At 52.9% G+C, this 19,675-nt stretch carries 24 protein-coding genes; 15 read left to right on the top strand and 9 right to left on the bottom strand.

Features of this window, described 5'->3' with window-relative positions; genetic code table 11:
* Nucleotides 1-4: 4 nt before the first annotated feature.
* Genes rpsR through rpmB form a run of 4 tightly spaced genes read right to left on the bottom strand, consistent with a single transcriptional unit; the run spans nt 5 to nt 982 of the window.
* Complete coding sequence (rpsR, locus tag N7326_RS04400) at nt 5-253, bottom strand: 30S ribosomal protein S18 (RefSeq protein WP_259078355.1); 249 nt, start codon at nt 251-253, stop codon at nt 5-7.
* Between the two features lie 15 nt (nt 254-268).
* On the bottom strand, nt 269-574 hold the full coding sequence (rpsN, locus tag N7326_RS04405; protein WP_259078353.1) for a 30S ribosomal protein S14: 306 nt from the start codon (nt 572-574) through the stop codon (nt 269-271).
* A gap of 3 nt (nt 575-577) precedes the next feature.
* Entirely contained in the window at nt 578-742 is a 165-nt protein-coding gene (gene rpmG, locus N7326_RS04410; RefSeq protein WP_006063179.1) for a 50S ribosomal protein L33, read from the bottom strand.
* Between the two features lie 3 nt (nt 743-745).
* Nucleotides 746-982 (bottom strand): 50S ribosomal protein L28, encoded by a 237-nt coding sequence (gene rpmB / locus N7326_RS04415; protein WP_259078350.1) that lies wholly within the window; start codon nt 980-982, stop codon nt 746-748.
* Between the two features lie 449 nt (nt 983-1,431).
* On the opposite strand from rpmB, the gene N7326_RS04420 reads away from it, so the two are divergent.
* From N7326_RS04420 to N7326_RS04450, 7 genes are all read left to right on the top strand, one after another.
* Nucleotides 1,432-1,698 (top strand): type B 50S ribosomal protein L31, encoded by a 267-nt coding sequence (locus N7326_RS04420; protein WP_259078349.1) that lies wholly within the window; start codon nt 1,432-1,434, stop codon nt 1,696-1,698.
* Between the two features lie 14 nt (nt 1,699-1,712).
* Nucleotides 1,713-1,886, top strand: a complete 174-nt coding sequence (gene rpmF, locus N7326_RS04425; protein WP_259078348.1) for a 50S ribosomal protein L32 — start codon at nt 1,713-1,715, stop codon at nt 1,884-1,886.
* A gap of 167 nt (nt 1,887-2,053) precedes the next feature.
* A complete protein-coding gene (locus N7326_RS04430; protein ID WP_259078347.1) occupies nt 2,054-2,746 on the top strand; it encodes a response regulator transcription factor in 693 nt (230 codons plus the stop codon).
* Nucleotides 2,743-4,185, top strand: a complete 1,443-nt coding sequence (locus N7326_RS04435; protein ID WP_259078346.1) for a HAMP domain-containing sensor histidine kinase — start codon at nt 2,743-2,745, stop codon at nt 4,183-4,185. The genes N7326_RS04430 and N7326_RS04435 overlap by 4 nt, the downstream gene beginning before the upstream one ends.
* A 60-nt stretch (nt 4,186-4,245) precedes the next feature.
* Complete coding sequence (locus N7326_RS04440) at nt 4,246-5,472, top strand: S1C family serine protease (RefSeq protein ID WP_259078345.1); 1,227 nt, start codon at nt 4,246-4,248, stop codon at nt 5,470-5,472.
* Between the two features lie 53 nt (nt 5,473-5,525).
* The gene (locus N7326_RS04445) at nt 5,526-6,119 is read left to right on the top strand and encodes a MogA/MoaB family molybdenum cofactor biosynthesis protein (protein WP_259078344.1); all 594 of its coding nucleotides are present in this window, start codon (nt 5,526-5,528) and stop codon (nt 6,117-6,119) included.
* 199 nt (nt 6,120-6,318) lie between these two features.
* Nucleotides 6,319-6,585 carry a hypothetical protein gene (locus N7326_RS04450; RefSeq protein ID WP_263088233.1) on the top strand — a complete coding sequence of 89 codons (267 nt, stop codon included), beginning with the start codon at nt 6,319-6,321 and terminating at the stop codon, nt 6,583-6,585.
* A gap of 88 nt (nt 6,586-6,673) precedes the next feature.
* Here N7326_RS04450 and mscL read toward each other — a convergent pair whose 3' ends face one another.
* The 3 genes from mscL to N7326_RS04465 are packed head-to-tail and all read right to left on the bottom strand — an operon-like array spanning nt 6,674 to nt 8,349.
* The gene (gene mscL, locus N7326_RS04455; RefSeq protein ID WP_259078341.1) at nt 6,674-7,090 is read right to left on the bottom strand and encodes a large conductance mechanosensitive channel protein MscL; all 417 of its coding nucleotides are present in this window, start codon (nt 7,088-7,090) and stop codon (nt 6,674-6,676) included.
* Between the two features lie 51 nt (nt 7,091-7,141).
* Nucleotides 7,142-7,777, bottom strand: a complete 636-nt coding sequence (locus N7326_RS04460) for a hypothetical protein (protein WP_263088236.1) — start codon at nt 7,775-7,777, stop codon at nt 7,142-7,144.
* Between the two features lie 5 nt (nt 7,778-7,782).
* Nucleotides 7,783-8,349 carry a 5-formyltetrahydrofolate cyclo-ligase gene (locus tag N7326_RS04465; protein ID WP_263088237.1) on the bottom strand — a complete coding sequence of 189 codons (567 nt, stop codon included), beginning with the start codon at nt 8,347-8,349 and terminating at the stop codon, nt 7,783-7,785.
* Between the two features lie 87 nt (nt 8,350-8,436).
* On the opposite strand from N7326_RS04465, the gene N7326_RS04470 reads away from it, so the two are divergent.
* The 6 genes from N7326_RS04470 to N7326_RS04495 are packed head-to-tail and all read left to right on the top strand — an operon-like array spanning nt 8,437 to nt 13,377.
* Nucleotides 8,437-9,357: a UTP--glucose-1-phosphate uridylyltransferase gene (locus N7326_RS04470; protein WP_259078338.1), complete on the top strand. Its 921-nt coding sequence runs from the start codon at nt 8,437-8,439 to the stop codon at nt 9,355-9,357.
* Nucleotides 9,358-9,374: 17 nt separating this feature from the next.
* A complete protein-coding gene (gene glp / locus N7326_RS04475; RefSeq protein WP_259158232.1) occupies nt 9,375-10,622 on the top strand; it encodes a molybdotransferase-like divisome protein Glp in 1,248 nt (415 codons plus the stop codon).
* Entirely contained in the window at nt 10,622-11,320 is a 699-nt protein-coding gene (locus N7326_RS04480; protein WP_263088238.1) for a GNAT family N-acetyltransferase, read from the top strand. Before glp ends, N7326_RS04480 begins: the two co-directional genes overlap by 1 nt.
* Before the next feature lie 56 nt (nt 11,321-11,376).
* Nucleotides 11,377-12,327, top strand: a complete 951-nt coding sequence (gene sepX / locus N7326_RS04485) for a divisome protein SepX/GlpR (protein WP_259078333.1) — start codon at nt 11,377-11,379, stop codon at nt 12,325-12,327.
* Between the two features lie 2 nt (nt 12,328-12,329).
* Nucleotides 12,330-12,746, top strand: coding sequence for a DoxX family protein (locus N7326_RS04490; RefSeq protein WP_259078332.1), 417 nt, complete (start codon nt 12,330-12,332; stop codon nt 12,744-12,746).
* A complete protein-coding gene (locus N7326_RS04495; RefSeq protein ID WP_259078331.1) occupies nt 12,733-13,377 on the top strand; it encodes a zf-HC2 domain-containing protein in 645 nt (214 codons plus the stop codon). Before N7326_RS04490 ends, N7326_RS04495 begins: the two co-directional genes overlap by 14 nt.
* A gap of 61 nt (nt 13,378-13,438) precedes the next feature.
* Here N7326_RS04495 and N7326_RS04500 read toward each other — a convergent pair whose 3' ends face one another.
* Together N7326_RS04500 and N7326_RS04505 are read right to left on the bottom strand one after the other, a co-directional pair.
* Nucleotides 13,439-14,578: an HNH endonuclease gene (locus tag N7326_RS04500; RefSeq protein ID WP_263088240.1), complete on the bottom strand. Its 1,140-nt coding sequence runs from the start codon at nt 14,576-14,578 to the stop codon at nt 13,439-13,441.
* A gap of 131 nt (nt 14,579-14,709) precedes the next feature.
* Nucleotides 14,710-16,260 (bottom strand): dolichyl-phosphate-mannose--protein mannosyltransferase, encoded by a 1,551-nt coding sequence (locus N7326_RS04505; protein ID WP_411512292.1) that lies wholly within the window; start codon nt 16,258-16,260, stop codon nt 14,710-14,712.
* Nucleotides 16,261-16,542: 282 nt separating this feature from the next.
* Here N7326_RS04505 and N7326_RS04510 point away from each other — a divergent pair, with 282 nt between their 5' ends.
* Both N7326_RS04510 and N7326_RS04515 read left to right on the top strand, forming a co-directional pair.
* On the top strand, nt 16,543-18,252 hold the full coding sequence (locus tag N7326_RS04510) for a BCCT family transporter (RefSeq protein WP_259158365.1): 1,710 nt from the start codon (nt 16,543-16,545) through the stop codon (nt 18,250-18,252).
* Nucleotides 18,245-19,633, top strand: coding sequence for a YkvI family membrane protein (locus tag N7326_RS04515; RefSeq protein ID WP_259078323.1), 1,389 nt, complete (start codon nt 18,245-18,247; stop codon nt 19,631-19,633). The genes N7326_RS04510 and N7326_RS04515 overlap by 8 nt, the downstream gene beginning before the upstream one ends.
* The last annotated feature ends 42 nt before the right edge of the window (nt 19,634-19,675 follow it).

The raw sequence follows: 19,675 nt of genomic DNA on the forward strand, positions 1-19,675 counted from the left end.
AGACTTAGCGGCTGGTGAACGGCAGGAGAGCCATCTCGCGAGCGTTCTTCACAGCGGTTGCGACCTGACGCTGTTGCTGTGGGGTAAGACCAGTCACGCGACGTGAACGGATCTTGTGGCGATCTGAGATGAATAGACGAAGGGTGTTAATGTCCTTGTAGTCTACCTTCTCAATGCCCTGAGCCTTGAGAGGGTTTTTCTTCGGGCGGCGGGATTGTTCCATCCGCGCCTTCTTCATATTAGTGCGCTTCATTAGATACTCCCTGAATTACCAGCTGGACTTACGAACGCCTGGCAGCTCACCGCGGTGAGCCATCTGGCGCATACGGACACGGGACAGGCCAAACTTGCGGAGGTAACCGCGAGGTCGGCCATCGTGCGAGTCGCGATTGCGGACACGAACTGGGGAGGCATCGCGAGGTTGACGGTTCAGTTCGAACTGTGCATCCAGACGATCCTCGTCAGAGGTATTGGGATTCTTAATGATTGCCTTGAGCTCGTTACGACGCTCCGCATAGCGGGCGACGATTTCCTTGCGCTGCTCGTTCTTGGCGATCTTGGACTTCTTAGCCATAGATTATCGCTCCTCGCGGAATTCGACGTGCTTGCGGACAACCGGATCGTATTTTTTCAAGGTAATGCGATCAGGATTGTTGCGCTTATTCTTACGAGTGACATAGGTATAACCAGTGCCAGCCGTAGACTTCAGCTTGATAATTGGACGGATGTCATTACGTGCCATGTGTTAGACCTTCTCTCCCCGGGCGCGGATCTGTGCAACCACGGACTCAATGCCGTCGCGATCGATGATCTTCAGACCCTTGGTGGAAACATTCAAAACAATGGTACGGCCCTCAGAGGGCAGGTAGAACCTACGACGCTGCACGTTGGGGTTCCAACGGCGGGAAGTGCGTCGGTGCGAGTGAGAGACAGACTTGCCGAAACTCGGCGTGCGTCCCGTAACCTGGCAAATAGCCGACATGGGTAAAACTTTCTCCTAGCCGCCCTTCGTTCACACCTGCGCTAACAAGGTACTAAGGGCGTTAACGAACAATTTCGACAACAGCAAGGGACAACCATACCGAAAAACTCAATAAATTCCTAATCCCAATCCTCGATGACCCCGAAAAGTAGTCTGATGGACGTAAAGGAGTAGCACATTAGTGGTTGCAGTCATGCGGACCACCTCGTACTACCCGATGCCGCATGAGAAGTTTCACTGTAAAAGTGGCTAAGAAGATTTCCTTTTCCACCCTTGCTGCTGGTAGTATTTCCGAGGTTGCTATCACGCCACCGCATAGGTGGTGGGCTTATATGTGGTAGAAGCATGACAACTAACCGTAAACGAAACCCAACTCAGGCACGATCACTCCATATAGTAAGTAGGGGCGAGACGACCTGAAGTTTCAATCCTGAGGGAATCGGAGAATTATGAAGAAGGACATCCACCCGGACTACCATCCGGTCGTGTTCCAGGATGCTGGTACTGGCTTCCAGTTCCTGACTCGTTCCACCGCTCATAGCGACCGCAAGGTCACGTGGGAGGACGGTAACGAATATCCGTTGATCGTCGTAGACGTCACAAGCGAATCGCACCCATTCTGGACCGGTGCTCAGCGCGTGATGGATACCGCTGGTCGTGTTGAGAAGTTCCAGCGTCGTTTCGGTGGCATGGCCCGCCGCACTAAGAAGTCCTAAGGAGGGAAGAAAAAATGGCAGTTCCAAAGCGTCGTATGTCGCGTGCTAATACCCACGCCCGCCGTTCCCAGTGGAAGGCTGATAACGTGGCCCTCCAGGAAGTCACGATCGATGGTCGCACTGTGCGTATCCCTCGTCGTCTGGTTAGGGCAGCTAAACTAGGCTTGGTCGACGTCGAGCAGTTCTAGATTTATTAATATAGAACCTAGCCCCATGGTGCGGATAAAATCTGCGCACCATGGGGCTAGGTTTTTCTTAATCTAGCAAAAGTGCTGTAGAAGTGATCCGAGTAACTTAAGATAGGCATAATGAACTCCTGATCGTCAGGAGGTAGAACAGTAGGGCTTTTTATATTATGAAAATCTTAGTCGTCGACGATGAGCAAGCAGTGAGAGAGTCACTCAGGCGCTCATTATCGTTTAATGGATACACCGTTACTACAGCCAAAGATGGTGAGACGGCGATCAGCATGATCGACAGCGAGGACCCAGATCTGGTGATCTTGGATGTCATGATGCCCAATATGGATGGGCTGGAAGTGTGTCGCTTCCTGCGCGGTTCTGGGGATGACCGTCCTATCCTCGTCCTAACCGCCCGTGATGGCGTTTCCGATCGCGTCGCCGGACTCGATGCTGGCGCAGATGACTATCTTCCAAAACCATTCGCCCTCGAAGAACTACTAGCAAGGGTCCGATCTCTGCTGCGCCGTGCTGCTGCCGAATCAACCACTCCTGCTGCCAGCGGCGAGTTAGTATTCGCCGATCTGGTTCTCAACCCCGAAACCCGTGATGTCACTAGAGGCCGCCGCCGTGTAAGTCTCACGCGTACCGAGTTTGCTCTCTTACAGTATTTACTCGCTAATCCCAAAAAGGTACTCAGTCGCAGCCAAATCCTCGAGCAGGTCTGGGGCTACGATTTTCCAACCTCGGGTAATGCCTTGGAAGTTTATATTGGTTACCTACGCCGCAAGACCGAGAGGGGAGGGGCGACCCGTCTCATCCACACGGTGCGCGGCGTGGGTTATGTTCTACGCGATACGGCACCGTGATCCTCAGACGTCCCAGTTTTGGCCCCGCCGCGCCGGTGGGGCCAGCGGAGGATGCGCTCCTTAAAGACGACCTGTTCGGCTCCTCCAATTCTTTGCGGTGGAGGGTAACAATCTTTACCACCTATATGGTGGCGATCGTCATCTTCGTGGTATTAATCCTCAGTTACTTATCGGCTTCGAGGGCGATTACTAATGCAGTCGACCAAGACCTGCGTGCCAAGGCGGAATCTATGATGGTTCTGAGCGAGTCCCCTCAATTCGCCTTAAATGCTCGATCAGAGATTGATTATTTCAAGGTCCGCAACCCTGACTATTTTGCCACTGTGCAGCGCTCCGACTGGGTCTATTCCGTTGGCGATGAACTCCCGCTTCCGGTCATTCGAGCCACCGACCGATCTAAAGTAGAAACTATTGACGGAAAACGCATCTATCTGCTTATCGATGACCAGCGCACTATGGTGATGATAGCCCGCGACTTTGGTGGCGTTCAGTCGCTCTTAGCTGCTCTAGGTTTTGTTTTACTGATTATCGCAGGCCTGGGTATCGTACTCGCAGTGGCAATAGGTTTATTTGTTGCTAGGGCAGGATTACGGCCTTTGGTAGCACTGCAAGCTGCTGTAGAAGAAGTCACCAAAACCAAAAAACTCGAGCCGATTCCGGTCTCAGGCACAGTAGAATTAGCCCAACTGACCACTTCCTTCAACGAGATGCTTCGAGCATTGGAAGAGTCCCGCAAACAACAAGCAGAACTCATCGCTGATGCGGGTCATGAACTTAAAACACCGTTGACTTCTATGCGAACCAATATTGAATTGCTCATGATGATGGAAAAACAAGGCGGGATAAGTGCCAGTGATCGCGCTGAGATGGAATCCGATGTGCTGGCGCAGATGGAAGAATTGACCACCCTTATCGAGACCTTGGGAGATCTAGCACGCGAAGATTCATCCTCCCTAGAACTGCAAGTGGTCGAGTTAGCCGACTCCGTTGACGAGGCCTTTGAAAAAGTGCGCCGCAGGCGCCCCGATATTCAATTCATAGCGAATCTCAGTCCTTGGTATTTATGGGGAGATCTCCAAGGGATAGATCGAGCCATCCTCAACTTGATTGATAATGCGGCGAAATTCTCTCCCCCGGGGGCCCCTGTCAAGGTAAATATGGAGCAACTCTCTTCAGATCTCTTGGAGCTATCTGTTGCTGACTCGGGACCTGGAATTGCCCCAAGGGAGAGGCACAAAGTATTCGGGCGATTCTACCGGTCAATTGAGGCTCGAGCGGTACCTGGGTCCGGCTTAGGGCTATCGATTGTGGCCAAGGTGATTGCGCGCCATCACGGCACTATAGAAGTCCTAGATTCCGAGGACGGCGGCACACTAATGCGAGTGACCATTCCGGGATCAACGGACCCCGACGCAGTCGGCGGAACACAAAGAAGATAAGCTAGATTCACAGACTCTTTTTAAAATCATTCCAGCCTCCCTTAACAAACGTGGAGCATCATGACTGATATGAACGATAATAATCAATGGATCCATCCCGAGCGCGATCCTCGCTTTGAGCAGGTTGTTAACCCCTACGCCCAGCCAATCGTTGCACAGCAGACACCAGATCCCCAGTCTTTAGCCACCCCAAAGCGCACCATCGGTGTTCGCAGTGCTATAGCTCTAGCACTAGCAGCGGCCGTCGGTTCAGGTACTTTGACCGGCATTTATGCCACCCAACTATCAACCAATAACCAGTCCCAAGGTCAAGTCATTGCTGCATTAAATGCTCCAGTTAGTCACGGGGTCACACCTGACATGCCAACCGGGGGAGTTCAGGAAGTGGCAGCCAAGGTGCTACCGGCGGTGGTTTCGTTGAAGGTCAGCGACTCCACGGGAGTGTCAGAAGGGTCAGGTTCAGTCCTGTCACCCGACGGCTATATCCTGACAAATAACCACGTTGTGGAGGGAACTGCGGGTGATCCCCACCGCACGCTGATCACGGTTGTGTTCAACGATGGACGTCGCATGCAAGCTCGCTTTGTAGCCGGGGATCCCAATACCGATGTAGCTGTTGTAAAAATCGATGACGTCCAGGATCTTCCCGTTATGAGCTTCGGCGACTCCTCATCGATCCAAGTAGGACAACCTGTCGTCGCAGTCGGTGCCCCCCTCGGATTGTCTTCGACAGTAACAACGGGGGTGATCTCGGCAATTAATCGACCCGTACGAGCCAGCAGCAGGGACCTCGGCCAGTCCTCCCTCATCGACGCTATCCAAACCGATGCTGCGATCAACCCCGGAAACTCAGGTGGACCACTCGTGGATATGAACGGAAATCAGATAGGTATCAATTCTATGATTGCCTCGATTCCGCACAACGGTGACAGTGCTGGATCGATTGGATTGGGCTTCGCCATTCCCGCCAATTTTGCCAAACGAGTAGCGCAGCAATTAATTGAGAGCGGGGAAGCTAAGCAGCCCATGATCGGAATTCGATTAGGCAACGACCCCCGCATCGTTGGTGCTGTCATCGCTGATACCACTTCAGGGAGCCCAGGTGAAACTGCGGGCCTACGCCCAGGCGACGTAGTAGTAGGATTTGGTGATCGCCGCATTGACAGTGCTGACGCTCTTATAGCGGCCGTGCGATCTGCTGACTTCGGCCAGACCATAACTCTCAAACTAACGGATCTCAGGGGTGAAAATCCGCGGGAGGTAGAGGTTCGACTTTCCGACGAGTAGGTTAATAAGAAACCGAGCGACCGCCTAATTTTCAAGGAGAAACTGAGCATAATATGGGTTCCAAAAACCATTTAAATTTGCCCCGAGATCTATCAAAGCTGAGTGATATCCGAGAACCTGACGATGATCTCTTCTTCGCCCAAGAACAAGCTGAGCATAAGAAGGGGTTGCGCCGCGCTCTGGCAGTTTTGGTCACTGATAGTCGTGATGACCGCGAATGTGAAGCAACCTGCACACTCGTCGCTGAATTGCTGGCTGAGGGCGGATTCGTGGTGGATGGCTCTATTAGGGTTCCCGCAAAGGCCTCGCAGATTCGCAACGGTATCGAGGCAGGAGTCATCGGTGGAGCTGACCTAGTGGTGACAATAGGGGGAACAGGTGTGGGCCCGCGCGATAAGACCTTGAGGGCCACCAAAGCGGTTCTCGATCAGGAAGTGCCAGGGATTGCTCAGGCTTTACGCTTTTCAGGTATGCTGTGCAACGCTTTAGACGCTTGCACGTCGAGGGGAACGTCTGGTGTCTCGGGTTCTACCGTGGTGGTCAATCTTGCGGGATCTCGGACCGCAATTCGTGATGGGATGGCCACGATGATCCCGCTGGTTCATCACCTAGTTGATCAGCTGCGTCCACCAGTAACCAATGGCTAAGCGGCGCGTCTTTCGACAAAGCCTCGCTCAGAACTACGATCGCGAGGCTGACCGAGTCGAACCAACGGAGGTTCTACACGAACAGTGCGATCACTATTCACGGGAGCATTATCTTCATCAACGACCGCCGCACTACGGGGAGTAGAACCACTCGAAGTGGGAGCTTAGCTTTTTTCGTGAAACGGATAAATTCTTCCCCATGGAAAAATCCAATGCTTGGCATTTAGTTATGCAAGCGGCGGCTTTCACCATCGTGGTAAGTGCCTGCAGTTCATCTGATGAACCTCATGGGGCGAGCGCATCGTTACTACAGGACTCCGAAAAAGAGCCTGCACCTTCCACGACGCTGATTGACTATTTGCGTGACAGTAGCGGCATTGACCAATCAAACGGCATCAGCTTGGCTAATACCGGCACCCGGGACCTGCCGAGACAAAAACGTCGAGCGCTATCCCAATGTTTTTGATATGACTATTTGATTACGGGTAGCTGGACGGTTGATTTGTCAGATGGAGGTGTGCTGAGCTCTCATATGGACATACCTGATAAGTCAGTTAGGGATGCGACTTAGTGCCACGCTCTTGGCTGAGCAAATCGCGGATCTCGGTTAAAAGCTCCACCTCAATGCTGGCAGCTTCAGAAGTCTGGTCGACTCCTTTTTCCTTGGCAAGGGTCTCACTGAGCTTATTCATAGGAACTATAACGAGGAAGTAGACAACTGAAGCCACAATCATGAAATTGATTCCGGCAGTAATCACGGCACCAAAATCAAGGAAGCTGGCCTCATTGCCCGGGCGCAGATAGAATCCGAGACCAGAAACATCAGCTCCGCCCAACGCGGCGATTACTGGGCTGATCAGGGAATCACTGAAGGCGTTGACCAGGCCAGTAACGGCTCCTCCCACAACCACAGCGACGGCCAACTCGATGACATTACTTCGTAGCACAAACTCTTTGAAACCTTGAAACATCTCTATAACTTTCGTCGAAGGGATACGATCTTCGAGTTATCGTACCCGACTTCAGCCTTGAGCGCGTGCTCCCGTTACGATAACGCTAATGGGGGATTGCGCCGCCGCAGCCGCCACGCTCTCGGCGTCTGCAATATCGAGGGATAGCAAAAGTGATCCAGTTTTTAAACCCGCCGCCTGGTGATCGGCACTACTACTAAAAACCACCTGAGCACCTGAGGCAACTGTGCGTGGTTCCCCGGTCTCGGCGGAGAGCGCCACAATACTAATTTGGTCACCAGGAAGGACAAACCCCGCAAGGGTAGGATCACTCAAACTTATAGGAATGAGTGCATTGCCGTCGAGGCCGACAATATTCTTGGCATCGAATTGGGTATTAATAGTATCCTCGGGGAGCGCAATCGCGGACTTAGGCCGTTGACTAATAAGTACCCGACCCACAAAATCTTGCTTTTTCATCGACTGTCCCCTAGGAATGAGGTCGATTGCCACCTGCTTTTCCATTAAATCCTCGGCTTTCAGTCGGGTTCCGGCTGCGACGTCGTGACTGTAGATGATCGCGGTGGCGGTGGAATTATTGTGCCCGGCCACAAGTAAGAGGGCAGCGCTGATGATCAAAGCCGCGGAAATGAGACGTCGAAAAGCGATCTGGCGGGCAATACCTGGCGAGGCAAAAGGGTAGATCATACCTGCTATGACTCACAGCGAAGATCGGCGGTTCCGTTCTCAGTGAGGATAATGTCTACACGGCAATCGTGGGCCTCGACTACGATGGGTTGAACCTCGCTGGCGAAACACACCCCAATGAGTAACGTAGGACGATCAGCCAATGCGCGGTCATAAAAGCCACCGCCCTGGCCGAGGCGTTCACCGCTGGGGCTGTAGCTCAAACCTGGCACCACAACCGCGTCAAGCTCACCTAGAACTGCAACATCCCTAGTTGCCAAACGAGGTTCTCGTATGCCACAGCTGCTTTTTTCCAAGGATGCTGGACCCTGGTATAGGCCCCACCGAAGCTGGTGCCGTTGAGCAACACGCGGTAACCAGAGCTGCTCGAGGGCTGCAGCGAGAGGAGCGACAAAGTCGAAACCCGGTTCGTGAGGAAGGGGAGCGTAGGCGGCAACAGCTCGCGCATGATAGTCACGAAGAAACTTCACCAAGTGTCCGGAAATTTGAGCATTTTCACTTCGGCAATCTTTAGAAATACGAGCTCGTCTCACCTTATCTCGCATCACCGATTTCGCTGCAGCACTATTCATGGTTTGAATCCTAGGCGGGAAAAAATCTCGTGGCTATAGCGGTGGTGCTTTCCGAAACTCAGCGGTCAAACGTTTACACTATTAACCATGACTTTGCCTTCCTCCTATTCCTCGACAGCGGTACGAACCGTTATTGTGCCGGCGGCTGGCATGGGTACGCGCTTTTTGCCGGCCACCAAGACGGTGCCCAAAGAGTTGCTACCCGTTGTCGATACCCCCGGCATCGAGCTCATCGCTGAGGAAGCGGCACTTCTCGGGGCCCAGCGGCTTGCTATCATCACGGCCCCTAATAAACGCGAGGTGCTTGCCCATTTCCAAAAATTCGGGGACCTCGAGCGCATGCTTGAAGATCGTGGCAAAGATGAGCAACTAACCAAGGTTCAACGTGTCAACACTCTGCCTACCCCAGTCGCCGTAGAGCAGGCAGAACCCTTGGGCCTAGGCCACGCAGTTAGCCTCGCAGAATCCGTCTTAGATGACGATGAAGATGTCGTTGCGGTCATGTTGCCCGATGATCTTGTACTTCCTATGGGCGTAGTAGAGAAAATGCTTGCAGTGCGCAATGAACTCGGGGGGTCGGTACTCTGTGCCTTTGAAGTCGCACCGGAAAACGTGTGCAATTACGGGGTTTTTGATATCGAAGAAGCTTCGTATTCCGGCGATCTGACCGTGAAAAAAGTTAAGGCCATGGTGGAAAAGCCGACCGTTGAACAAGCGCCGTCTACTTTTGTTGCTACCGGTCGCTATCTGTTAGATCGTTCGATATTCGATGCCCTAGCTCGCATTCAACCAGGTGCTGGCGGAGAATTACAACTAACCGACGCAATTGCCCTACTCATTGAGGAAGGGCACCCCGTCCATATTGTGGTTCACCACGGTAAGCGCCACGACCTCGGAAATCCTGGAGGGTATATACCGGCGTGTGTCGATTTTGGTCTCCAAGACCCCGTGTATGGTCCTGGATTACGAAAAGCCCTGCGTAAAATATTTGACGAGCATGGGCTCTGAAAAGAGGGAGAATCCTAGTGCGCTCCGTTGACGAGCAGCTCAATCTCATCACCCAGGCTGCACGAACCCCAGAACCTGTTCGTATCGCTATCGCCGAATCGTTGGGGCTCATGTGCGCCGAGGAAGTTCAGGCCACGCATCCGCTACCTGGTTTCGACCAAGCAGCAATCGATGGTTACGCTATTAGAGCAGTCGATATCGCCCCGATCGCGGGGGATCCCGATGTCCCCACCGAAGTGTCGTTGCCAGTTGTTGGTGAAGTAGCTGCTGGCAGCTCAAGACCGTTGCGGTTGCAACCGAAGCAGGCAGTGCGCGTCCATACCGGCGCCCCCCTCCCGAGCCTTTCCGATGCTGTTATCCCGCTGGCGTGGACCGACCGAGGACGCAAGCGTATGACCGCGCTCAGAGCTGTACGGCCAGGTGAATTCGTACGCAGGCAGGGCGATGACATACAGCCCGGCGATATAGCGGTCTCTGCAGGAACGATTTTATCTCCTGCCCATATAGGCCTCCTCGCAGCTGTGGGGCGGAGTAAGGTACTGGTCAATCCGCGCCCTCGGATGTCTGTGATTTCGATCGGTTATGAACTTGTTGACATTGACCGGGATCCCTCCCTGGGTCAGATTTATGACGTCAACTCCTACGCCTTAGCCGCCGCGGGTCGAGAATCCGGCGCCGACGTGCACCGCGTGGGAATAGCGGCGGGGGAGCCTCGACGGCTGCGCGAAATCGTCGAAGCGCAGATGCTGCGCAGCGAAATTATCGTGATCTCTGGCGCCGTTGGGGGTTCGGGATCGGACACCATTAGGGACATTCTTAATGAGTTTGGTGAGATCGACACTACCCGCGTAGCCATGCACCCTGGCAGTGTTCAAGGCTTTGGTCTCCTCGGTGATAAACAGATACCGGTATTTCTGCTACCGGCCAATCCAGTATCCGCCTTGGTAATCTTCGAAACCATGATCCGGCCCCTGGTACGGGCGAGCCTAGGCAAGCGTAACGCTAGACGTCGGGCCGTACGCGCCCGGGCGCTGAACCATGTGAGCAGTAAGAACGGGCGGCAAGGTTTCATCCGAGCCAGGCTTATGCGCGATGCACAAACGCAGGATTATCTTGTCGAGGCACTTGGGGGTGCCAATGGAGCTCCCGCCCACTTGCTCGCGGGCCTATCAGATGCCAACGCGATGATTCGTATTCCGGCAGGTATAACCCAGGTGCGTCCGGGCGATATCGTCGAGGTCCTCTTTATGAATCAGCAAAGCTAATGCCCATCTTTCGCGAGCGTCTTGCTCTCGGCCCCCGACACCCCATGCACCCAGGTTGGCGAGAGTATACCCCGCATATTCGAGTGGGCACACGCCAACTTCGGTTACGGCCGCTACGAAGAAGCGACGGTCCTCAATGGTGCGAATTGCGTATCGACGACGAACGGTTCCTCCGCCCCGTCGAACCGACTCCCACTGCCGCGTGGCACCTCGCACACAGCAGTGCCGCTTGGCGAGCTACCTACAGATACTTGAGTCGCAGTGCCGCTAAGGGAGAGATTTTGCCCCTGGCTATCGAAGTCAACGGGGAATTTTCCGGCCAGCTGACAATAGGCAATATCCAACATGCGACTGCTCAGGAAGGATGGGTGGGTTATTGGCTGCATTCTTCTCTAACTGGCCACCACATTGCTACCGCAGCAGTGGCACTAGCGATCGATCATGCCTTTAATCGAGTGGGTCTTCACCGCCTCACGGCAACACATCTTCCGTCGAATAAAGCTAGTCGAAGGATCCTGGAAAGAAACGGCTTCAGAGAGGAAGGCTTATTAAAGGAAAACCTTCATATTGACGGCCGGTGGCGCGATCATTACTTAATGGCCCTCACGCGTTCAGAGCTTCAGCAGACGGCTGTCCATAGAATAAGCGACCAAGGGATCATTTCAAAAAAGCCCAGTAGGAATCGGCGCGCCTTATAAGCTATGTTCGGTCGCCCCAATAGGCTTGAACTGTTAAGTAGAAAGGGCTATCACTAGTGACCGGACTCATTGGTCTTCTCATCATCGTCGTGCTGTGGATTTTCGTGCTCGCACCGTGGTTTTTGCGTGCCCAGAAACCGATAAGAAAAGCGGGCGAAGCCTTCAATGAAACGCGCGTCATTCTCGAGGGTGGATCTAAAAAGCTCAGCCCCCAGCGATCGTTGAAAAAATTGCCGCTCGAGGATTCAGCGGTCCCAACTCCCAGTGACTCACAGCTCGAGTCTGACGTTGAGGCATCGGGCGAGGAAAATGAGCCGGTGAATGGCGAGGATCAAGACGAAGATTCTATCCTCATAGATCCTCCTATTAGAGAACAAACTATCTCTGACCTTTCTTCACAGGCCACCTATGAAATCGATTCTTCCTATACCGATCCAGAGGATCTGCTCTTCCCAGCCCCCGACGAAGATACTGGCGATGAAGTAGAAGATAGCGAGGAAACGCCCGATAACGACGACTTTAGCCCAGAGTTCACCGAAGAAGAGCTTTCGTATATTCAGGCTAGGCGTGGTCGGGGAGGTTTCGACCCTGAAGCGGATCGAGAAGCCGCGAAGTCACGTTATCAACGGCGAAAGATCGTAGTAGCTACGATGAGCGTGTTGCTTCTCGTCGCTGTTATCTCTGCGATTGTATTTGGGGGACTGGCCTGGATTGCCCCTGCACTCATGGGCGTTATATTTGTGGCATACCTGATCGTGCTGAGGAAATTGGTTAAATCAGAGATCGAGTTACGCAACCGACGCATTCGGCACCTCCGTCGTAGCCGACTTGGTGTACGGAGCGTCTCCGATAACGATCTGGGTATACCGCAGCGGCTGCGTCACCCTGGCGCGGTGGTTTTAGAGATTGACGACGAGTCAGCCGATTTTCAAGAATTGGAGCTCATCGACAGTGCTCATTATAAACAGCCCACACATGATGCTGAAGCTTCGCGGCGGGTGAGCTAGGCATGGATCGCCCAGTGGTACGCGATATTGCACTCGCAATATTTCGGCTCGTCCTCGGCGTCATCTTCGTAGCACATGGTTACCAGAAGCTATTCATCCAGGGAATTGATGAGATTGCCGGACAGTTCTCTGCAAGCGCTATTCCCCAGCCAAAGCTCTCTGCCTATATAGCTGCCATTGCTGAACTCGGTGGGGGAGCCTTGCTGGTTATTGGACTGCTAACCACTGTAGTTGCTGGTGCTCTAGCTCTTCTTATGGCGGCGGCCTTTTACTTCGTCCACCTAGGTTCTGGTTTTTTTGCGTCCAGTGGGGGATTCGAGTACGTGCTCTTGCTTATTGTGTCTCTTATGGTAGTCGTGGTATTTGGTGCAGGTCGGCTCAGCGTAGATTGGTTTCTCACCCGCGATGCTGAACTGTGACAAGGTTCAAGCTGCTCTCTCGGCTCGCTTGGATGGCGAAGCTTTTTCTCTTAACGATGAGATCGTTGATGCCCACCTTATAGGGTGCGAACAATGTCGCCATTTTCTTGAGCAAGCCGCCTTAATGAATCGCAGATTAGCCTTCAACGAAAATTTGCGGGATCGCGCTCCGGACTTGTCGGCAATTATCATCCATGGTGTGGAATCCGAGTGGCGCCGTCACGCGTCTGCGCGAATTGTTGGTATCACCGTATCGCGCGTATTCATTGCAGTTACTGGTTTGTTCTGGGTCTTTTGGGCCCTCTTTCTTTTGGGCGATGTTGAGTTTCTAGTCGATGACCCGCTGATGAGTAGAGTTGTAGTAGAGGCAGCCGCTATGCGGTTATCACTGGGTTTTGGTCTATTTTTTGCCAGCTGGCAATACCGCCTCATCGCCGGAATCTTGCCCGTGTATGGAGCTGCGTGGATGTTCAGCTTTGGCTTTGCGACGCGTGAAATTGTTGTTGGGACGATTAACTACGATGCACTCGCCCAGTTGGCATTGCTGCTTTTCTCCGTCGTAGCGTTGGCGGGATGTTGGTTCGCTGAACGTGGCTGGGAATTGCTGGAACTCGGCAGACGTTCTCTGTAATAAGGCATCCTCAATAACCCCTTGGTCCTTCGACCTCGAGGATGTGGGTGTTGCGTGTGGACTAGCTCTCTCCGAGGATCCGGTGGGCGAAGGCCTGTGTCCCCTTGGAGATAGCTGGGTGGAGATTAGCGCGTTGAGTGCCGTCGGGCATCCGGTAGGAGATAAGTCCAGTCTTAGGGTCAGCTTCGACACGCCCGTGGCGAGACCTATTAGGGTCATCGTCGTTTCTAAGGTTATGGACCCTACACAGGGGGCAGAGATTGGCAGTGGTAGTTGCCCCTCCACGAGAAAAGGCCTGTATATGGTGGATATCGCAGCGAACCGCCGGGATCGAGCATTCTGGATGCTGACATATCAAATGCGAAGTTATCGCGCGAAAACGGTCGTCTGCGTCTGCTAAGCGTTTGATATCAAGAACTTCGTGAGGCCTGGGTACTCCGTGTGAGTCCTTGTAGATTGCGATGGCAAAACCCATTTCGTTGATAATTTCTTCAGCAATATCGGTAATATTGAGAATGACGCCATCACTATTGGTGACTGTACCATCGCAGTGTTCTTGCGCATCTGCTATCGGAATAAGGATCAGAGGACTGTGGCGAAGATCCCGATGGCCAGAATCAGTTGAAGTATTGGTAATAACGGTTTCATACAGAGCCATAGCGAGGCCTTCAGCCTCTCCATTGGCCATACCTTGGGATGCTTTATCGTGGGCTTGTGGAGTTAGCACTGTGCGCAGACGTTCACATTGCGCTTCAGGGAGCTTCATATTGATATAGCGCATGCCGTCTGCATCGGCAGTTGCGGAGAAACGGGCGTACCATGCACGTGGGCGGGAATACTCGGCATTTAATGTTTTCAACGTAGTTTTGATGTGGCGATCGAGGTCGAAGCAGCTCAAGGTTGCCGCTTGACGGATGAGTTCTTCTCGTAATTCCTTAGGATCGATGCTCGGATTGCGCAGTTTTTTGCTCACACTTGAGATCAAACGTAGTTTGGCAAAACTCAGTTGGTAGTCAATAGCTAGGTCGAGCTCGTCCGGGTGAAAAGTTTTTGCAACCGCGAGCATCAGTGAGGCTTCGGTATGGGTGCAGTCGAGGAATAACGCCATCTCGTCTTTTGTCAAAACGGTGCGCTTGAGTTCGTAAGCAAGTTCACCACCACGTGGAGCGAGGTCCTTTATCGATTCTAGGCACGTCTTCATGCTCCTGACGCTAAACAGGAAGAATCGCGAGCACAATATCTACTCTAAAAAACGCGAAAAGTTGTGGATAACTTTTTGCGTTTGCAGTATCGACCTTTAGACCCTCAACCGCTTTGGCTCTACGATTTTTGCTATCGCCACGCAGGGATCCACGCTAGCGCGTCATAGGCTGAATCGGGCAGAATGAAGCCAAAGAAGAGAGGCATGAAGTAGAAGAACTGTGCAATAAGGATGCCGAGGTAGATACTAACAATAACCGTTCCCCCTCGGGGTCTCCTGTGGATTATTTTCCCTAATAGGTAGGTGAGCATCACAATAACCATCGGGATCAGAGGAGCCGCGTAGAAGAAGTACATCTGGCGGTCGTAACCGATCAACCAGGGAATGAAGCCAGCCGCAAACGTCCATAAGGGGATAACAAGTACCCAATCCTTTTTGATCAGGACAAGCCACAAGGCGGCAATAATAACCGGTATGACGAGCCACCACAGAGCGGGAGTGCCAAAGAGGTAGAGCATGCGGCGGCACGCGGTTGGTCCGCAAGGAATATCCGTTTGTGAGAAGTAGAGAATGGGCTTAATCCCGACCAGCCATTCCCATGGCTTGGATTCAAAGGGGTGCTGGTGGCCGGCGGAGGTGGTTAGCGAGGCATGAAATTTCAGCACTTCTGAGTGATAATAAGTCCAACCTGCAAGTCCCTCGGGGAGAAGCTTGATAAAAGAATCATCTCCTAAAGTGCCGTCGCTAGCAACATGGTGATAGATCGACGTCTCGCTAGCGAACCAAGCTCGCCAGCTCCAGATATAGAGCGCAACAGGGAGGATAACCAGGTGGGTAAAAGCGCGCCAGCTATCACGCATAAGTGTTCCTACAAACGGTGATAACGTACCGGAGCGGGCGCGAGTTCGGTAATCGAGAATAACCGAGAGGATGCCAAAGAAAGCCATATAATACAGACCTGACCATTTTACGGACAGCGCTAGTCCGAGAAAAACTCCACAGGCAAAACGCCACCAGCGAAATCCGATGGGAGGCCCGTAGAGTGATTCGTGGCGATCCTCATAGCGGGCAGATACCTGCAGCCAATCTCTGATAATAGCCCACGAGGCCGCAGTAATAAAAAAAGTTTGAAAGACGTCAAGAAGAGCGAATCGACTGATTACCAGAAGGAAGCCGTCGCTTAGCGCTATCACTCCCGCTGTAGTCGCTAGGCCGGTTGAGCGGGTGAGCTGCCTAGTTATAGCCATGATAAGGGTGATCGTCAGTGCGCCGAGCAGCGCGCCCACCGCCCGCCACCCGAAGGGCGTGTAACCGTAGAGCATTTCGCCAAGGGCGATAAGCTGTTTCCCTAATGGTGGATGGACAACGAGGCCGTAGCCCGGATTTGATTCGATGCCTCCAAGGATCGGGTTCATCCACGTCTCCACCATATCCCAGGCCTGGGGCACATAATGCTTTTCGTCAAATACTGGGGTTTCTTGGTCGCTGAGGGAGCCGAGATTGACGAAACGCAAGAGTGCCGCGCAGATGAAAACGACCATCGTGGAGAGAGTATCCCCGAGGGTCCAGATATGGCGTGGGTATTCGTGGTTAGGTGGCTTCTTGACGAGGTTCACTGTTTTAATATTAGAGGTAGAGCGGTCTCGAGTGGAAAGATATTGAGAAACTCGCCGGAGCTGGATAGCGTGGCTGATGGCCCTAATCGTTACCCTATTGTGACCTTCGGTCAGGCATTGTATTATCGTGCCTGCGCATAGCGTTGGTAACGAAATGGTTACATTGATCAATTTGGAGCGCCGGAGCTGTCAATTTTGGGCGCCTTTGTTGCATTATCGCTGCATATGGAGCACGGTAGCTTTATGGAAAAATCTAATGAATCTCAGCCTGCAGAGGCTAGCGGTGTCGCTTTGACGACCGCGCAGGAGGATGCAGCAGCACCTACTGCAACGCATGAGCTTGCTGCCATGCTCTCGAGTAGATCGACAATCGAGGAGCAGGCCTACGGTGACGAGGAAGAGATTATTCTTCAGGGTGAAGATGAGGATGCCAAGGTAGATTGGCTGGTCACCATACCAGCAGTCGTCGCGGTTTTAGCCGTCGTGGCTTGGGGTCTCCTTCTTCCGGATTCATTCTCAGGCTTTGCCGGCACGGCCCTTGGCTATGTCATCGATACCTTCGGTTGGGCCTTCATTTTGGGCACCACCGTCATATTGGTATTCGCTATTGTTGTGGCGCTCAGTAAATTTGGTTCCATAAAACTGGGCCGCGATGATGAAGCCCCCGAATTCTCCACCGCCAGCTGGATCGCCATGATGTTTGCTGCCGGCATGGGAATCGGTCTGATGTTCTACGGTGCATCGGAACCGTTGACTCACTACCTCAACGGAGTGCCAAATTATGCCCCGAATAACGTGGCTCAGGCTATGGCAACCACGCTCCTGCACTGGACATTGCACCCGTGGGCTATCTACGGAATTTTTGGCCTTGCTATTGCATATTCGACCTTCCGTTTAGGGCGACGCCAGCTGCTAAGCGCATCCTTCATCCCATTATTTGGTGAAAAAGGGGCGCGAGGATGGCCAGGGCGCGTGGTGGATATCCTCGCAATCATAGCCACCATTTTCGGTACTGCGTGCTCCCTTGGTATTGGAGCGACTCAGATCCGTGCTGGTCTCACCGCTGCGGGAATCGTCGAGGAACCACGGATGTCCACGCTTATTGGTATCGTCTCTGTGCTCACTCTAGCGTTCTTAGTGTCCGCTATGTCGGGCGTGGGCAAGGGCATCCAGTATATTTCCAACGCTAATATGGTCCTCGCCTCGCTCGTTGCACTCTTTGTGTTCGTCGTGGGACCTACCGTAACCATCCTCAACCTCATTCCTGGTGCCCTAGGTGCCTACCTGTCCAACTTCTTCCAAATGATCGGTCGTACTGCTGAGTCCGCTAATGGTTCTGCCGGCGAGTGGTTGGGTGGCTGGACGATCTTCTATTGGGCTTGGTGGATTTCCTGGTCACCTTTTGTTGGCATGTTCCTGGCTCGCATTTCGCGCGGACGCACGGTGCGCGAGTTCATTATGGGAGTGCTACTGGTACCATCTGCCGTGTCCGTAGTATGGTTCGCTATCTTTGGTGGGACCGCTATTCACCTCGAGCAAGAAGGTCGCTCGATCTATGGTGAAGGCAAAGCAGAATACCAGCTCTTTGATCTGCTCCACACGATGCCAGGTGGGCATATTGTTGGCATTATCGCCCTCATCCTGCTTGCTACCTTCTTTATTACCTCGGCAGATTCTGCCTCGACGGTGATGGGGTCAATGAGTCAAAATGGTAAGAGTGACGCTAATCGCTTCGTCTCTGCGGGTTGGGGTGTTCTTGTAGCTCTCATCGGTATGACGATGTTGGTCACCGGTGGAGCGGATGTGCTATCAAACTTGCAGAATTTAACTATCATCGCCGCTTCGCCTTTCCTCCTTGTTATTGTTATGCTCATGTTTGCTCTCTTGAAGGATCTTCGCAACGATGCGATTTACCTCGACTATCGTGAGCAACAGCGCTTCCAATCCCGGTTGGCCCGCGAACGACGCATCCACTTAGAGCACGTTCGACGGGAGAAGAATAAGGCTAAGCGCCGTCTCGACAGGCACCACAAGAAAGAGAAAACTCCACATGTTTAAGCGCGTTGCGTCGATAGCTCTAGCATTCATCGGCGTCATCGTAGGAGCTGGGTTCGCTACTGGCCAGGAAGTGCTGCAGTACTTTGTAGGCTTTGGCTCGATGGGCATCCTTGCGGCAGTCATATCCAGTGTCGTGGTTATGCTTTCGGGCATGGCTGCCATCCAACTCGGCTCCTATTTTCTAGCCGACGACCACGGGGCCGTGATCCATCGGATCTCTCACCCCATCGTTGGCAAAATGCTCGATGCAGGTGTCCTCGTGACCCTGTTCTGTACCGGTATGGTTATGTTTGCCGGCGCTGGTTCCAACTTGAATCAGCAATTTGGTTGGCCAATTTGGGTAGGCGCGATCGGACTGCTGGTTGTGGTGCTCATCGCAGGTCTACTCGACGTTGATAAGATCACTGGCGTTATCGGCGCCGTAACTCCCTTTATCGTTGCCTTTATTGGGCTGGCGGCCGTGTGGGCCTTAACCCATGCGTCCTCCTCACCAGAGGCTATTGAGGCTGGCGTGCGCTTGATTGAGCCCGCTACTCCGCACTGGTTTATTTCCTCCATGAACTACGTAGGACTGAATCTGATGGTGGGTGCCTCGATGGCAATCATCATCGGCGGAAATAATACTGATCCAAAAGCTGCTGGTATCGGCGGCCTCATCGGTGGCATTGTCTTTGGACTCATGCTCACACTAACCGCATTGGCACTCTACCGCAGCGTTGATGTGGTGGCCCAAGACGATGTTCCTATGCTGCGCATTGTCGACGGCATTCATCCGAACTTGGGTCTTTTAATGAGTATCGTGATCATCGGCATGATCTTCAATACTGCGGTCGGTATGTTCTACGCCTTTGCCAAGCGCCTAACGTCCAAATCTCCACAGCGTTTCTACCTGGTATTCGTGGCTTCCTGCCTCATCGGATTTGGTGCCAGCTTCCTAGGCTTTAAAACATTGGTTGCCACGGTATACCCAATCCTGGGCTATATCGGAGTGATACTCTTTACGGTGATTACCCTTGCATGGATAAAGAGCTTAACTACCATCCGTGAGGAGTCCACACGCCGCGACCGCATCAGAGAATTGCTACGGCGTAAACTCGATCCGCGCCTACGCTTTAGCTCCAAACAACAGCGTATGTTAAATCGGTATGTTGAAGAGTCGAACCTAGAGCGCGAGGAATTCGTGGAATCTATTCGCGTTGAAGTTGAGGAAGAGATCGAAGAGGAAATCGCTGAAGAAGAACGTCGTGAACACGAGAGCCTTGACGGGGCCGATGAGAGCACCACAGAGTCTCATCAGATTGAATCTGAGAATTCACGTGAGCACCCGGAAACTTTAGGAGATTCCGATCAGCAGTCGCCACATAGGTTGCAGGATCACTAGAGCTTGACCTAGCGCCGCCAGTTTTTTACTGGCGGCGCTTTT

This window comes from Corynebacterium sp. ES2794-CONJ1 (genome assembly GCF_025660615.1).
GTDB lineage: Bacteria > Actinomycetota > Actinomycetes > Mycobacteriales > Mycobacteriaceae > Corynebacterium.